The organism is Candidatus Chloroploca sp. Khr17 (genome assembly GCF_004138165.1).
In the GTDB taxonomy this organism is placed as follows: domain Bacteria; phylum Chloroflexota; class Chloroflexia; order Chloroflexales; family Chloroflexaceae; genus Chloroploca.
In genome coordinates this window covers 25,836-41,643 of the sequence record NZ_RYFF01000006.1, presented here as the reverse complement: position 1 = coordinate 41,643, position 15,808 = coordinate 25,836, and the positions used below count along the sequence as shown (strand labels likewise).

Here is a 15,808-nt window from a genome sequence, read left to right as displayed (position 1 = left end):
CAGCGCCGGAAGACCCAGCGTCTGATTTGGTATAATGGGGCGATGCAAGCCGAATCATTCACTTCCTGGCGCACGACGGGTGTTGCGCTATCCGTTGCCCTTGTCTTGACAATGCTCTGGTGTGGCTTGGTGTATCGCGAGCCACGTGCGCTTCATGTCCCTAGCGAGGCTTTGCCCGCGACGATGGGTCTGCATAGCGTTGAACAGTTTACCGATCGCGATGAACGCTTTCGCTGGACAAAGAGTACGCTGAACCTGATCCTCCCCAACCCTGGGGGGCAGGTGCATCTACGGATGCAGCTTTCGTCTGGTTTCCCCGAGCGCTTTGTGCCCGTGCAACTTGCGACCACGCCCGTTGCCGCATTTACGGTTGGCCCCGCGTTGCGCACGTACCATCTCTTGCTGGGTCCTGATCCCCGCGAACCGATCGCATTGGGGCTGAGCACACCGCCTTTTTCACCGGCTAGCGATCCGCGTGAACTCGGCCTTGTGTTCGCGGAGGTGCGTCTGGATGGAGGCACGTCGCCTGTGCTGGTGATCTGGCTAGCGGCCCTTGCGTCAACGCTGGGCCTTTTTTTCGCTGGGCGGATGTTGGTCAAGCCGCGTCCTGCTGCGCTGGCGGCAACACTCGGCACAGGCGCACTGCTCTGGTGGCACGCCAGTGGTGGGTGGCTGATCACGCCCCTCGCCCCAGTCGCAACCGTCACCGTGCTGGCCGTTGCGCTCGTGAGCCTGACTGGGCAACTGGGGCGGATGCTTTTTGCCCACGAGCGCCTGCTTGGGCAGAGCAAGCCTCGCACGAGCACGATCCGTCAGCCGGCACGCTCATGGCACGCTGGCGAGCCAGGCTATCGCTTTGGTGAGAAGGTCAAGCGGCCGACGTTCAGCGGGGACGCGACTGCACAACGGATCTTTCCCCTTGTTGCTGGCGCACTTATCGCGCTGGTGATGCTGCCAATTGTGATCTGGAACGTCACGATGGTCAATCCAGAGTTCACGTCAGACCTGGGCATCTACCTGGCGGCAACCCGCGATGCGCTCGCGGGCGGCAATCCCTACGAACCGTTTGTTATCGGTGTCTCGTATATCTATCCGCCAGCCTCGCTACCGGTCTTTCTGCCCTTTGCCCTCTTGCCTCCCCCAACCTACGATCTGCTCTGGCGAGCCTTGAGCCTGGTGGCAGCCCTGGCTGCGTTGCTGGCGCTCTGGCGTAGCTTTGGGCAACCAGAGCGGGCGGCGGCGATCGGGGCAAGCTTTGTTGGGCTCTGGGTTGTCTCTGGTTCACTCTGGGAGACGCTGAGCGTTGGGCAGGTCAATGCGGTTGTCTTGCTGGGCATCACGCTCTTTCTGCTCGGTTATCGCTATCCGCGGTGGGCGTGGGTCGGCGATCTGGGGCTGGCACTGGCAATTGTGTTGAAACTGTCACCTGCGTTGCTGCTGGCGGTGCCCTTGGTGCGCGGTGAACTCGGGCGTCTGGTGCGCGTTGCGGTGGGGGCCGTTGCCCTGGGCGTGCTTGCGCTCATCTGGTTTCCGGCGCACCTCTGGGTTGATTTTGCGACCATTGCGCCCATGTTGCTGGGTGGGGCCGATGCTAATCCGTACAACTATGCGCTGGGGGCCTTTGCTGATCGGGTCATCCCAGGGTTTGGCTGGGTTGGCAGGATCGTGGCGATCGCCTTGATCGGGGCTTGGCTCGTTTTCATCGTGATGCGTCGCCGTGCTGAACCAACCTTGTTGCTTGCCCTGGGGGTACTGGTGATGACCATTGCGCCCGGGCTTGTCTGGTATCATCATCTGATTTTCCTCGCGGTGCCGACCGCGTTGGTCCTCCTGAACGGCACCTCGCGGGCGGGTTGGCTCGCCCTCGGTTCGGTGGGCTTGCTCCAGTTACTACGCCCACTCGACGTGTTGCTTGGCTTGCCACCATGGATTGTGCTCGTGGCCTATCTGTGCTTGCTCTGGGCTGTTGTCGAGACGATGGCCGAGCTTGCATCTTCAGATGTGGGGGCACAGTTCCATACGCATGGGAGATAGTGATTGGATCTGATCTTTTTGGCTGGTCTTTTGTTGCTACCCCTGCTCTACCTACCAGGGTGGGCGGTTAGTTCTCTTGCGGGGAGTCCGGCTGATCCGTTGAAGCGCCATTTCGAGCGTTTTCTGGTCGGGGCGCTCTGGCATGGCTGGCTGGCGCTCGTGCTCGCCTCGTTCGGCATCTTTTCACTCTGGCTGCAACTCGGGGTGAGCCTGGTCGTCGGGGTGCTTGTGGTGCTGTGGGGTGTGCAGATGCGACGGGGCCGCGAACCGCTGCGACAGCAACGTGCCTCGCGTGACGAGCGCAGGCGGCAGTTGTACGAGGGGCTTGCCTATGGCGCGGTGTTGCTGGTGACGCTGGCAACCGTCGTGCGCCCCTTCGAGACGGTCGTCGGCGTGCGCGACGCCGGGGTCTATGCGGCCACGGGGCTGGCAATTGCGCGCACCGGCGCACTGGTACAGGACGACGCGGTTGTCGCCGGGTGGGGCCAGGATGCGGCCAGTCCCGACGAGACCGTGGCCGGCCCGGCGCGGCAGGCCATTACCAACTATATGATCAGCCAGCCCCGCGAACGCTTCATTGCCTCGCGCCTGCGGGCGGCTGGCTTCTTTATCTACGAAGGCGAGCTCGAAGAGGGCCGCGTGGTGCCGCAGGGGTTGCACCTTTTGCCTGCATGGATTGCGCTGCTCGCCAGCATCGGTGGGCCGTACCTGGGCATGTTTGCCCCAGGGTTGCTTGGTCTGCTGGCCGTCTGGAGTGTCGGCATGCTCGGACGCCACCTGGCAGGCTTCTGGGTTGGGTTGCTGGCGATGGCGTTGCTTGCCCTGAACGGAGTGCAGGTCTGGTTTGCGCGCTATTCAACCGCCGAGACAAGTGCGCAACTCTTGATCTGGGCTGGGCTCTATTTCTTCGCCACGATGCAGACGGCCAGAGCACATTCTGTGACCGGGCTACGCACCAATCATGAACCAACCCCGGTCTTCTACGGGTTGCTCGCCGGCCTCGCGATCGGCCAGGTTGCGTTGACCCGCATTGACTTCTTTCTGCTGGGGCCGGTTGTCCTCTATCTGCTCTACTGCTGGCTGAGCCGACGCTGGACGCGGGCGCAGACGGCACTGGCGGTTGGGCTGGGGCTGATGTTGCTGCACGCCGGGTTACACATCGGCCTGATCGCCCGGGCCTATTTTTTTGACACCGGACACGACCGCTTCAAAGACTCGGCCTTGATCGCCCTCTTCAGCCTGCCCTTCCTGAGTGAGCCGGTGCGCGAGACGTTTCTTGCCAGCAGTGCGCTCGCCCGTCCGGGGCGCATCTGGATCGAGCTCGGTCTTGCCCTGGCTGGCGCTGCGCTCTTGGTTGCGCTGCGCCTCGCTCCAGCGCTACTGCATCGCCTTGAGGCCTGGCTGACCAGGCACCGGGAACGGCTCTTGCAAGGCGTGATGGTTGGCGTCTTGCTGCTTGGTGCCTATGGATATCTGATCCGCCCGCAGATCATCACCGCCGATCTGCTCTTCAATACCAATGGTGGCTGGAACGATCCCCTGATGCGCGACCCCAAACTGGTTGCCGAAGATATCCGCGCTGGCCGTCTGACCCATAACGAGGCGCGCACGCTGGCCGGGGTGGTGATGGAGCCACATCCTCAGTGGTGGATCGTGACGCCCAATTTTGACGCAACTGCCGTCACCCGCGAGCGCCTGACAGCGGAACGTGGGCCGTGGGCCGGCCCCTTTAGCAACCAAACGATCAACTGGCTCCGGCTGCAGGGCTATGTTGGCGCCCCAATCCGCCCACCGGTCGCCTACTGGTATGCCGAGTTTGCTGAAATGAACTGGCTTGAACAGCGGCTCGTTGACCGCTCAACGCTCACCTCTGAGCCGGTGCCGCTCAAGGACAAATACACGATCCCGCTTGCCAACATGGTACGCATGGGCTGGTATCTCTCACCGCTCGGCGTCTTGCTGGGCGTCATCGGCTACGCGCTCTGGTGGCGACGCGACCTCAATGGTGCGTCGTGGCTCTGGCTCACCGTGGCCTTCATTGGCACCTTCTTTTTTATCCGACAGACGTATGGCACATCTGATCAGCATTACATCTATATTTTGCGCCGTTTTGTGCCGATTGCCTACCCGGCGTTTAGCCTGAGCATCGCGTATGCGCTGGTGGCCCTGGCGAGTCTGGGAAGAGACATGCTAACGCGCAGGGTGAGCGTCGCCGTTGCCGGAGGGCTGGCGAGTTTGCTGCTCTTCTTCCTGATCTGGACAAATCGCCCGATCTTCGCCCATGTGGAGTATCGTGGGGCAATTGCGCAACTCGAAGCGGCAGCGGCGCAATTCACGCCGGGGCGCGACGTCCTACTGATGCGCGGGGGTGCCCCGATCCACGCCGAGTCACGCGACATCCCTGATATGGTTGCGACGCCATTGCGCTTTATCTACGGGATCGACGCCTTTGCCGTCAAGAGCAGCCAGCCCGGCGCGTATGCGGAAGATCTGGCCGCAGCGGCGCAGCGCCTACGCGACCAGGGCCGCGAGGTCTATCTGTTGCTCAGCGCCTCGGGAGGGAGCTTTGTCTTGCCGGGGTTTGTGCTCGAACCGGCAGGCGGGTTCAGCCTCGATCTCCCCGAATTCGAGCAACTGAGCGACCAGAAACCACGCAATGTCTCGTCATTGCAACTGCCCTTCAACATCTACCGGCTCGTTCCAGCCGCACCAGGCGTGCTCGGCGTCCAACCGCCGCCCTTCACCCCCGACGCCTTCAGCGCCCAGGTCGTCGGCTTCTACCGCCCCGAACGCGAACGTGACGGCACCGCGTTTGTCTGGACGAATGGCAAAGCCACACTGCGCATACCGTGGAGCGACGCTGGCTCACCTGGCACCCTCGCGCTCGACCTGAGCTCCGGCTCGCGCCCGGCCCACCTCGGGCCAGCCGAAGTCTGCCTGAGCGCCGTGCCCGAAGGTGCGCCGTGGCCGGTGACAACTGGCGAGCCCGTTGAGCTAGGCTGTCATACAGTGGAAGACCGCCCCGGCACCGTGACAATCCAACTTGATCCAACGCAACTCCCGCCCGCACCAAGTGGCACCCTGCTGTTGCACCTCAATAGCCCCGGATGGGTACCTGCCGCCGAAGATCCCCGCCAGAGCGATCAGCGCACCGTGGGGGTACGGTTGCATCGGATCTGGATCACAGGGGCAGCCGTGCCGTGAGCAGGGCTGAGGCAACGTCTACCTGACCGGAGCACCGTCGGGCTGAAGCCCTCGGCGACGGGTCGCGAAGGCCGCCTGCGCGGCCTCATCCAGCCGGCGAAGGCCGGCTTTGCCCTGCGTAGCCGAGCCGTTGACGGCGACGGCGCCCCCCGGAGAGCTGACTTTGCCTCAGCCCTGCGCTGCCGTGGAGAGCCGTAGCGTACAGGGCTTATGCTATACTGAAATAGGTTTGTTGCAAATTTCACGAACACAGGAGTTTAACCGCTATGGCGAAGATGATTGCGCCTGGCCACGCCTGGCCGGATCTTTTCGGTGAGCTCAGGGCTGCCGTGCCCGAAGCCTTCGGTGCTGATGGACACGCGCTCAACCTGATCGAGGGCGACTGGGGGCACCCTGGCCACGGCAAGCACTACGCTACCCCGGTCGACGGCAACGAGCTTGGGCGCATACCAATGATCGACCTCGATCTGGCCAAGCGCGCCGTACGCTTTGCCGCCCACGAACATGCCCGCTGGTCTGTGATCGATCTTGATGAGCGCAAGGTTCGCGTCGCCGCATGTCTCGATCAGCTGCGCACTCACCGTGAACTGATTGCCCGGTTGCTGATGTGGGAGATCGGCAAGCCCTACGCCCTTGCCTGCGACGATATTGACCGCTGCATCTCTGGCGTCGAGTGGTACCTGGGTGCAATTGAGCCCATGCTGGCCGGGCGCTCACCACTTGGCGTAATCTCCAATATCGCCTCGTGGAACTACCCCTACTCCGTGCTTATGCACTCCGTACTGGTTCAGGCCCTCGCCGGCAACGCTGTGATTGCCAAGACGCCTACCGATGGGGGCATCTTCTCACTTACACTCGGCTTTGCCCTGGCCCGACGCGTCGGCCTGCCCGTCTCACTGGTGAGTGGTTCGGGCGGAGTACTCTCCGACGCCCTCGTACGCAATCCTGATGTGGCCTGCCTCGCCTTCGTCGGCGGCAAATCGAATGGGCGCGATATCGCCGCCAGCCTCTACGACCGTGAAAAGCGCTACATGCTCGAGATGGAAGGCGTCAACTGCTACGGGATCTGGGACTTCTCTGACTGGCCGACCCTAGCCGCCCAGATCAAGAAGGGCTTCGCCTACGGCAAGCAGCGCTGCACGGCCTATATCCGCTTCATCGTCCAGCGACGCCTCTTCCCCAAGTTCCTCGACACCTATCTACCGGCGGTCAAAGCGCTGAAGATCGGCCACCCGCTGCTGGTGGCGAGCCCAGAGGATGCGCTGCCCACGCTCGATTTTGGCCCGCTGATCAACAGTCGCAAAGTCGAGGAGTTGCGCGTCATGTACTCCGAAGCGGTCGGCCTGGGCGCAATCAGCCTCTTCGAGGGCGAGCTCGACCCAGAGCGCTTCCTCCCTGGACAGGATATCTCGGCTTATCTCGCGCCAATTGCGCTGCTCAACGTGCCGCGCAACGCACGCCTACACCACAACGAGCCCTTCGGCCCGGTGGATACGATCGTCGTCGTTGACCGGATCGAGGAACTGGTCAGCGAGATGAACATCTCGAATGGCAACCTCGTCTCTTCGATCGCTACCGATGACCCCGAGATTGCGCGCATGGTCAGCGGCGAGTTGCGCTCTTTCAAGGTCGGCGTCAACCAAATGCGCTCGCGTGGCGACCGCGAGGAAGTCTTCGGCGGTATGGGGGCCTCCTGGAAAGGCTGCTTCGTCGGCGGCACATATCTGGTTCAGTCAGTTACCCGTGGTGCTGAGGGTGAACGCTTCTTTGGCAATTTCCCCGACTATACGCTCCTGCCCGAGACGCGCTAGGGTTCTGTCTGAGCATGCTTGAAGGGTTGGGTAGGGTTTTCTTCGATGCCAATCTGCCGACCCAGAAAACGCCCCCCAGGCAAGTAACTCCTTGCCTGGGGGCGTGCTTCGACCTTACGTTCAGGTGCAGCGTACGGGATCATCCGGTCGAGCTCGTACGGGCACGCTGGCTAGCGTGCCCGTACGAGAGGGAGATAGATGCGATCCCGTTCAGGTGTCGGGTTCGGCGTCACACTCGGGCCTGGGGTCACGCTCGGATTCGGCGTCGCACTGGGGCCTGGCGTGGGTGTGGCGCTCGGCGTCGCGCTGGGGCCTGGCGTGGGTGTGGCGCTCGGCGTGGCGCTCGGGCCAGGCGTGGGTGTGGCGCTCGGCGTGGCGCTGGGGCCTGGCGTGGGTGTGGCGCTCGGCGTGGCGCTGGGGCCTGGCGTGGGTGTGGCGCTCGGCGTTGGCGTCGCAGTCGCGCTCGGCTCTGGATCAGGCGTCTCTGGCTCAATCGTCAGGGCCAGATCCGAGGCAAGGTTGGTGATGGTCAACGTAATCTCGCCGTTGGCCGCGCTGGTGACAAGCTCGCGCCGCAGAACAGTGCCGGCATAGGTGTCCCACCAGGCGACGTCGTAGCGCCGATTGGGTTGCAAGGTCAGGCTGACTGTTCCCGACTGTGGCGTGATCGCAACCGCCCCGGTGCCCCCCATCACATTGCGCCAGGTGTGCAGGCGATTCTGCACCCAGAGATGCGCCTTGCCACGGGCGACGTTGCGCTGCCCATACGCGCGCAACTGGCTGTTGCTGAGACGCGCCTCGGCATCCACATAACCGCCACGCTGCACATCAAGGGTTGCAACAAAGGCCGCAAACGGCTCGGCATGCGCCTGCGCATCAATCACGTTGAAATGCTCACTGAACCAGTAACCAGGGTCAAAGACCGCCCCGGGGTTGAGTTGCGCCCAGAGCAGGTTGTGGAACCAGATGCCCGGATTGGCCTGCGAGAGCAGCGCAAAGACCGGCTCGCCGCTCAGGCCAACCTCGCCGCGGATGATCGGGCGCCCAACATTATCGGCAGCGTAGGTCATGCTGGTCTCGGCCTGGAACCCTGCCACATCATAGACAGCAGGCGAGCCATCGGCCAGGCGCACATCGAGGGTCGGGTATTCATGAATATCGGCGTACGCTACATCAGGGAAGCGCACCCGATCACCCCAGAAGGTCGGTTCCCAGCAACACCAGAACGAGGTGCTTGCCATATGCGGATGAGCATTCTGCTCACGCATAAAGCGGGCGAAGTCTTGCGTCATCTGCGCGTGCGAGCCGCTCCCATCATCAGGTGGCCCTTCGTTATTCAGTTCCCACGAATGCACAGCGGTCGTGTAGCCCCAGCGCGCCACGAGATAGCGCCACCACTGCTCGAGCAACCAGCGAGCTCGGGTGCCCTCAGGCTGATAATAGCCATCGCCAGAAGCCACAAAGATGCCCTCACGTGACAGGTGGTTCTGGATCCAGTCGTTTTTGTCGTGAACAACATAGCGGAAGTAGATGCCATCAGCTTCGCCACGCACCAGTTGGTCGTCAAGAAATGCGGCTGGCCGTTGTTCGACGTAGGTGTGCAGATCCGCCCGCGGGTTACGGATCAACTCGGGGCCACGTGTCTCACCGGGCAAAATCTCGCGCACCGAAAGCTCGTCAACATATGCGCGCCCAGCCGTGACATTGTCGAGATAGAGGCTCAGGTCGCCACGGGCTTGACCAGCACCTTCATCGCTCGCGGTGCGATAACGGGCCACCACGGTATGCCAGTCGCGATCCACGCTGATCGGCGGAATCAGCGAAGCATAGTCACGATGCGCCTCTTCAAACCCTGATTCCTGAGGCCAGCCATGGAATTTCAAAACAAGACCATACGGAAAAGCAGCGTTGCGTGGGCCAGCCAGATCAAGCACCTTAACTCGTAGTTTCACTTCATAATCGGTATTTGGCTTGAAACGAGGACAAAACGCCTCATCGCCAAAACAGCCAATCCAGAGTCGATAGCCCTCAGGGTACGTCAATTCCTGGGCGAGCTCGTGACCGGGGTAGTGCTCAAGGAACGTCAGACGCGACGAGAAGCCTTCGTTGCCAAGCGTCTCGGCGGTCGATTTCCAGCGTGCCCAGTTGGTACTGTAGATGCCCAGACCGCTGAGCCAGGGACGTTCAAAATTGAAGCCCCGGCCCCCCTGGAGATTGACCGCCCAGGCTGGGCCAATGGGCCAGAAGAGACTGCCATCACTAAATTGAAAGTAGCGTGAGTCTGCACTGCTGACCCCAATAAAGCCAGCACGCCGTGGCGCACCTGCCTCGAAGCTGCCTACATCAACCATCGTCTCGCCACTGGCATCGCGGACACGCAGATAGACCTGGTGGCGACCGGGCTCAAGTGGGGCATACCGCAGCGCCCAGCCACTCGTCGTCCCCGGTGCATACGAAGCCGACGAACCCTGGCCCTGGCGAATGGCACTGGTGAAGAAGAATGCCGGATGCGTCACCATCGCCCCTGAAGGCGTCGTAATGACCCCCTCAACCGTCACCCCGCTTCCTGGGGGCACCCCCGGTGGCGGCTGGTCGGTATAACTGAAGAGCGGCGAGGAAGCAACGGTATCAACCTGAAACTGCGCCTCATAGCGCTCGTAGACAGCGACCGCAGATGTTTGCACCTGCACATCATAGATGCGCGGTGCCTCAAGTTGACGCTGCACCACCAGGCGCGCACTATGCGCGCGGCCACGTGAGTCAACGACGCTGACTTGCAGATCATTGCGCCCGGGGGCAAGCGCGATGGAAGGCGTCGCCCAGGTCATCGTCGCCGCTGTCGGCACCGCCAGACTCCCTGCAGCGCCGGTGCGCAGATTATCCCAGGCGATCATCGTGAGCGTCCCCGAGGGCGTGGACGCCTGCCCTTCGAGTGCCAGACTCGCCGCACTTGTCGTCCAGGCTTGCTGACTCGTTGGGGCATTGATCGTGATCGCAGGATTGACTGCATCGGTCACGGTGATCGTCAGCGTCTGACTCTGCGACGCCCCATCGTTATCCCAGACGGTCAATTTCACCGGATAAGAACCGCGGGAACGAAAGATATGGGTCGGTTCAGGGCTCCGACTCTCCGTCCCGTCCCCAAACTCCCAGCGATAGGTTCGTACCGCACCATCGAGATCATCGGCACGCGCTTCAAACCCAACCGTCAGCGGGGCCGTCCCTGACAGCGTGCTTGCGACCGGATCAAGCGCTGGGGCAACATTTGCGTCGCGGGAACGCAATTGCAGATCGTCAAAATAGAGCTCAACATCGTCCTGCGGGCCATAGAGCCCAAAGCGCACCCGGACACCACCGGCAGGCGCGGTAAACGTAAGCGCCAGCTTATGCCAACGATCCCGCTCATAGCTCGTCTGGGGATTGATGATCGCGCCAAGCTCGCGATAGGCCGTATCCTCAACCGTCAGATGCGCATAGCCCCACTGATTGCCAGCAAATCTAGCCCAGCGAAACCAGGCCGTCAAGACATATTCCTGGCCAGCTTGCAGATTGATCCAGCCCTGCGAAGCTTCCTGAGCAGTAATGCGCACACTAGACTGCCCAGACGCAGCATAATCCGTGGTCAACTGTGCTGAGGTAAGCCCTTGCCACGGAGCCGTTGTGCCTTGCTCGAAATCGCCGTTGCTTAAAAGAGTATCGGTAGTAGACGGAGCAGTTGTGCCTTGCTCGAAATCACCGTTGCTCAAGAGATTCGTGGGGTTAGGTTGGGCAGCCATGGGAAAAATCAGAGGAAAGAGGAACGTGAGCAGAAGAGCGAAGACAGCGAGCAGGGCAAGAGGACGAAGCCTCTGTGCAACCATGTCGGAGTCCTTTCACGAAGGTTATGTATTGCCTATACTATACCATCATTAGTGGTCTGGAACGTAAATTTTCTCGCAGCACCGCCGACCACGAATAACACGCACGAAGAAACGAATATGGGCTGCTCCATGCGCTCTTCGTTGCTTCGTGGCCCCCATTCGTGGACGGCGAACGACATCAGGAAACCTTGTTGCCAGACTGTTGAACCTCTGTTGCGCGAAAAGTGCGGTACAATAGAAAGAGACCAGGATCAAGCTAGAAAGCACATGGCATGTCCGAACTGATCCCATTGACGCCGGTGCAGACGCCAGCCTCGGCAACGCCGGTGCGCCCCCGGCGCCCCGAGTGGCTCAAGGCCCGTGCGCCTTCCGGCGAGAATTATAGCGATGTCCATCGCCTCATGCGTGAGAAGGGCCTCAATACGGTCTGTGAAGAGGCGCGCTGTCCAAATCTGGGCGAGTGCTGGAACAATCGCACGGCAACTTTTTTATTGCTCGGTGATACGTGTACCCGCGGATGCCGCTATTGCGCGATTGGCAAGGGCAAGCCCCAGCCGATTGATGAAGCTGAACCCGAGCGCGTCGCCGCGTCGGTGGACCATCTGCGCCTGCGTTTTGCGGTGCTCACTTCGGTCAACCGCGACGATGCGCCTGATGGTGGGGCGCATATCTTCGCCCGTACGATTGAATTGATCCGCGAACGAGTGCCGGAATGCAAGGTCGAGGTGCTGATCCCCGATTTTGATGGCAACTGGGACGCGCTGCAACTGGTGCTTGAGGCGCGGCCCGATGTGCTCAACCACAATATCGAAACTGTGCCCCGCATCTTCCGCCGCTTCCGCCCTCGCGCAGGTTTCCAGCAGAGCCTCGAATTGCTCGGGCGAGCACGGGCCTTCGCTCCCGATCTGGTCACCAAAAGCGGGATGATGGTCGGGGCGGGCGAGACCAATGCTGAAGTGCTGGAGGTGATGGATGCGCTGCGGTCGGTTGATGTGAACGTGATGACCATTGGGCAATACCTTGCCCCCGATAGCAGCTACTGGCCGATTGATCGGTATGTCACGCCCGACGAGTTTGCCACCTTCAAGGCCGAGGGGCTACGGCGCGGTTTTCGCCATGTCGAAAGCGGGCCGATGGTGCGCTCGAGTTACCACGCGCATCTGCATGTCGGCGCAAGTCTGTAGCACCGGCTTCCAGCCGGTGGCGCTTCCTGACCGGCTGGAAGCCAGTGCTACCAAATCGCATTGGAACACCATGCGTGGCAGTCTACAATCCAAAATCTGCAACCTCAAATGGCATAACCTCATAGCCCGTATTCAGCAGCCACCGCTCGCAGCGCATGCACCAGTTCGATCGAGGCTTCGATCTCGTCGTGATGGATCGAGACGCTTTCGATGTTGATACCCAGGGCCAGGTCTTCGCGGTAGGCCTGGTCGAGAATGGTGCGCAGGTTAGCACAACAGATCGCGATGGACTTCTGGAAAGGCGCCGGATCTTCGCAGAGCATACGCTCGGTCGCAGGCGGAATCGCGATGCCAAGCCATTTGATGAAGGTGAGTGTCTGCGGGCGACCGCACGGCGAGAAGGTGAGCACCAGTCGCTGTGGGTTGGCATCGGCCCGCCTGCACGCCTCACGGTAATCGCGCAACAAACGGATCGTCGGGGCGGGATCGTAGACAACCTGCGAAATAAAATAACGACAGCCCCGTTCGGCCTTGGCGATCAGCCGCCGACTCTCGTCAAAGTCAGGACTATGGCGCTCGGCGATCATGACACCCCCAAGCACAAAGCCTTCGTCATGCCTGGCGGTCAATTCGAGCGCCCGGTCAACGGGCAACGCACGCGGATCGGGCGTTGGCGTCGAAGCGCCGACCAGCGAGAGGTGCTCGATGCCATAGTTGCTCGCCGTCTCATCGAGCCAAGCCAACCAGTCGGCTTCGGTAAAATTGACCACGCACTTATACGTCACCGCTGGCAGGCCCGTCAACTCGCGCAGCCGCCGACTATGGTCACGCGGATCACGCGTCGGCAGAAACGGGAAGGGCCGCGGCTCACTCGTGCGCTCGTGTTCGTCCTGGACATCATAGACAACCAGGCCATCCAGGTCGAGCCCCGCGACGCGCCCGGCCAACTTCGCCGCCGCCGTCTCTACGCGCTCAAGCGAACTGTCGGCACGCGGTGGCGTCGTACCATACAGGGTTACAAACTGACGCGAATGGATCAATTTGTCGTTGAAGGGTGTATGATCGTGCATAAGTTTTTTCTACTTCAGGGCTAGCGCCCTGTAACCCGTTGTTGTGCTGAGGGCTATGCCCTCAAACCCACGCACCCTGGCTGAGCAACAAGCTAGCTACGCTAGCTTGTTGCTCAGCCAGGGAACGATTCCTGGGGGCAGAGCCCCCAAACCCAACTTCTTTCGCTGGAACAAAAGCCAGCGACGCTGGCTTTTGTTCCAGCGAAAAAACAATCGTGGGGGCCGTAAGCCCCCACGATTGTACCATAGAGCCTCAACGAGCCGATCAGCGTGAGGTACGCAACAGGTTACGCCGTAGTTTCCCTGCGGCGGTGCGCGGTAGTTCGTTGACGATGGTGATCTGGCGCGGGACTTTGTAGCTCGCTAGGTGCGTGCGGCAATGCGCAAGCAATGTATCGACCTCGGGCGCACTTCCTTCACGCGCCACCACAAAAGCGACTGGTACCTCTCCCCAGGTCGCATCGGGCAGACCAACAACGCCCGCCTCGGCCACCGCAGGATGCGCCAGCAAGGCTGCCTCGACTTCAGCAGGATAGATATTTTCGCCCCCCGAGATGATCAGGTCGCTGCGTCGGTCAACGACATAGAGATAGCCTTCGTCATCGAGATAGCCAAGATCGCCGGTATGCAACCATCCGTCGCGCAACGCTTCGGCGGTCGCGTCGGGGCGGTTGTAGTAACCGGGGGTCACCATTGGCCCACGCACGCAGATCTCACCCACTTCACCCGTCGGCGCTTCGACGCGCAGTTCCATCGGCAACAACGGCTGCCCCGCCGAGCCAAGTTTGCGCAAGGCATCGGCAGGCGCCAGCGTCGCAACCTGCGACGCCGTTTCGGTCATACCGTACGTCTGCGCAACCGGCAACCCCCGTGCCCCACACGCTTCAAGCAGCGGACGCGGCGCGGGCCCTCCACCCAGCAAAACACAACGCACAGAGGCAGGAAGAACCCCGGCCTCATCGTGGTCAAGCAGCCGTTGCAGCATCACGGCGACCAGCGACACAAGCGTTACGCGCTCTTCCACCAGCGCCTGCAATACCGCTGTCGGCTCGAACCGCTCGTGCAGCACCACGGGCATCCCGTAGATGGCACCGCGCAGCAAGATCGCGAGGCCGCCCACATGAAAGAGAGGCAAGACCGCGAGCCAGCGATCCGTCTCGTGCAAGCCCAGATTGAGCAGCGAGGCCGTCGCGCTCCACCAATGATTGCCCGCCGTCAGCAGTGCCCCCTTGGGTTGTCCGGTGGTTCCCGAAGTGTAGATCAGCGTATGCGGCGCCGCAAGATCAATCTGTTGATCTGAAGAGCTTGTTGGAGAAGCAGGAGAAACAGGAGTGGGAGAGCGAGCCAAGCCCAGGTTCTCCAGGGCGACCGAGCGCACCGGCAGTGAGGCCGCTTGCGCGGCGTAGGCTTCATCAGCGATAAGCAAGCGAGGCTGACAATCCGCAAGTTGCCAGGCGAGTTCCTGCTCACGCAAGCGCGTATTCAAGGGCACAAGCACCATGCCACAGCGCGGAGCCGCGTGCAGGATCGCCGCATAGCCAGGACTATTCCGCGCCAGCAGCGCCACCCGATCACCGGGTTGCACACCAAGCTCACGCAGGTGCAACGCCACCAGATCAGCGTCACGATGCAAAGCCGCAAATGACCACGTTTGCCCTGCGCAGATCAACGCCGGGCGTTCGGGATGCAGCGCGGCACGGCGCGCCAACCAATCGGGAAGATGCATATTCTTTGCGGCTACAACAATAATCCGACGGCAAGCAAAAGACCAAAAACCATATGCAGACGACCGGTACCACGCAGGGCGAGGTTCAACTCACGTCCGTGACCACGGCTCATCAGGCGCAGCATTGGCACGGCCAGCGGCAGACTCAACCAGGCGAGCAACACAAAAGGCGAGGCTCCACCCACGATCCACAACAAGGGCACCACCAGATAGGCCCCGATCACCAGGACTGCATACTCAATCCGCGCAAAGCGCTCACCAAAAATGACCGCCAGCGTCCGCTTACCTGCTTTGCGATCCGTTGGCGCATCGCGCAGATTATTGACCACAATGATTGCCGTGACCAGCATCGCCACCGGCAGACTCGCCAGCAAAGCCAGCGCCCCCCAGGTTCCGGTATGCACATAAGCGGTGCCCATCACCGCGACCAGGCCAAAGAAGACAAACGTAAAAAGATCGCCCAGGCCATTGTAGCCCAGCGGAAATGGCCCACCCGTATAGAGGATGCCCGAGGCAATTGAGAACACGCCAATCAGCAGGATCGGCCAACCGCCTACCAGAATCAAATAGGCCCCACAGAGCGCAGCCAAACCAAAACAGACGAGCATCGCCGTCCGCACCGTTGCCGCAGGCACTAGGCCACTCTGGGTGACCCGCGTTGGCCCGAGCCGCTCGGCGGTATCGGCCCCCTTCTTGTAATCAAAATAGTCATTCGCAAGATTGGTGCCGATCTGGATCAACAACGACGCCAGCAGCGCCGCAACAAAGACCAGCGGCTGAAAAAGGCCACTCGCAAACGCGGTCGCCGAACCGACCAACACAGGTACCACCGCCGCTGGCAGGGTTGGCACCCTGATCGCCATCAACCAGACTTTAAGCGGCCCCGGAGGAGCCGACGAGAGATCAGTCGTCATACCGT

Annotated in this window: 8 protein-coding genes; 4 read left to right on the top strand and 4 right to left on the bottom strand. The window is 61.5% G+C overall.

The annotated features are described in order from the left end of the window. The first annotated feature begins 42 nt into the window (after positions 1-42). The 3 genes from EKD05_RS05405 to EKD05_RS05395 all read left to right on the top strand — a co-directional run bounded on the left by EKD05_RS05405 (position 43) and on the right by EKD05_RS05395 (position 7,049). Entirely contained in the window at positions 43-2,034 is a 1,992-nt protein-coding gene (locus EKD05_RS05405; RefSeq protein ID WP_129671422.1) for a glycosyltransferase family 87 protein, read from the top strand. A 3-nt stretch (positions 2,035-2,037) separates the two neighbouring features. Beyond that, positions 2,038-5,238, top strand: a complete 3,201-nt coding sequence (locus EKD05_RS05400; RefSeq protein WP_129671421.1) for a hypothetical protein — start codon at positions 2,038-2,040, stop codon at positions 5,236-5,238. A gap of 266 nt (positions 5,239-5,504) precedes the next feature. After that, on the top strand, positions 5,505-7,049 hold the full coding sequence (locus EKD05_RS05395; protein WP_129671420.1) for an aldehyde dehydrogenase family protein: 1,545 nt from the start codon (positions 5,505-5,507) through the stop codon (positions 7,047-7,049). Between the two features lie 170 nt (positions 7,050-7,219). Here EKD05_RS05395 and EKD05_RS05390 read toward each other — a convergent pair whose 3' ends face one another. Further along, positions 7,220-10,909: a PKD domain-containing protein gene (locus EKD05_RS05390; RefSeq protein ID WP_129671419.1), complete on the bottom strand. Its 3,690-nt coding sequence runs from the start codon at positions 10,907-10,909 to the stop codon at positions 7,220-7,222. Between the two features lie 272 nt (positions 10,910-11,181). Between EKD05_RS05390 and lipA the strand changes: the two genes are divergently transcribed. Further along, the gene (gene lipA / locus EKD05_RS05385) at positions 11,182-12,093 is read left to right on the top strand and encodes a lipoyl synthase (protein WP_129671418.1); all 912 of its coding nucleotides are present in this window, start codon (positions 11,182-11,184) and stop codon (positions 12,091-12,093) included. 119 nt (positions 12,094-12,212) lie between these two features. Here the strand turns inward: lipA and EKD05_RS05380 are convergent, their stop codons facing one another. The 3 genes from EKD05_RS05380 to EKD05_RS05370 form a co-directional block, all read right to left on the bottom strand. Further along, entirely contained in the window at positions 12,213-13,163 is a 951-nt protein-coding gene (locus EKD05_RS05380) for a methylenetetrahydrofolate reductase (protein WP_129671417.1), read from the bottom strand. Between the two features lie 265 nt (positions 13,164-13,428). Beyond that, entirely contained in the window at positions 13,429-14,889 is a 1,461-nt protein-coding gene (locus EKD05_RS05375) for an o-succinylbenzoate--CoA ligase (RefSeq protein WP_129671416.1), read from the bottom strand. An 11-nt stretch (positions 14,890-14,900) separates the two neighbouring features. Beyond that, the gene (locus EKD05_RS05370) at positions 14,901-15,803 is read right to left on the bottom strand and encodes a 1,4-dihydroxy-2-naphthoate polyprenyltransferase (RefSeq protein ID WP_129671415.1); all 903 of its coding nucleotides are present in this window, start codon (positions 15,801-15,803) and stop codon (positions 14,901-14,903) included. Positions 15,804-15,808 lie beyond the last annotated feature (5 nt).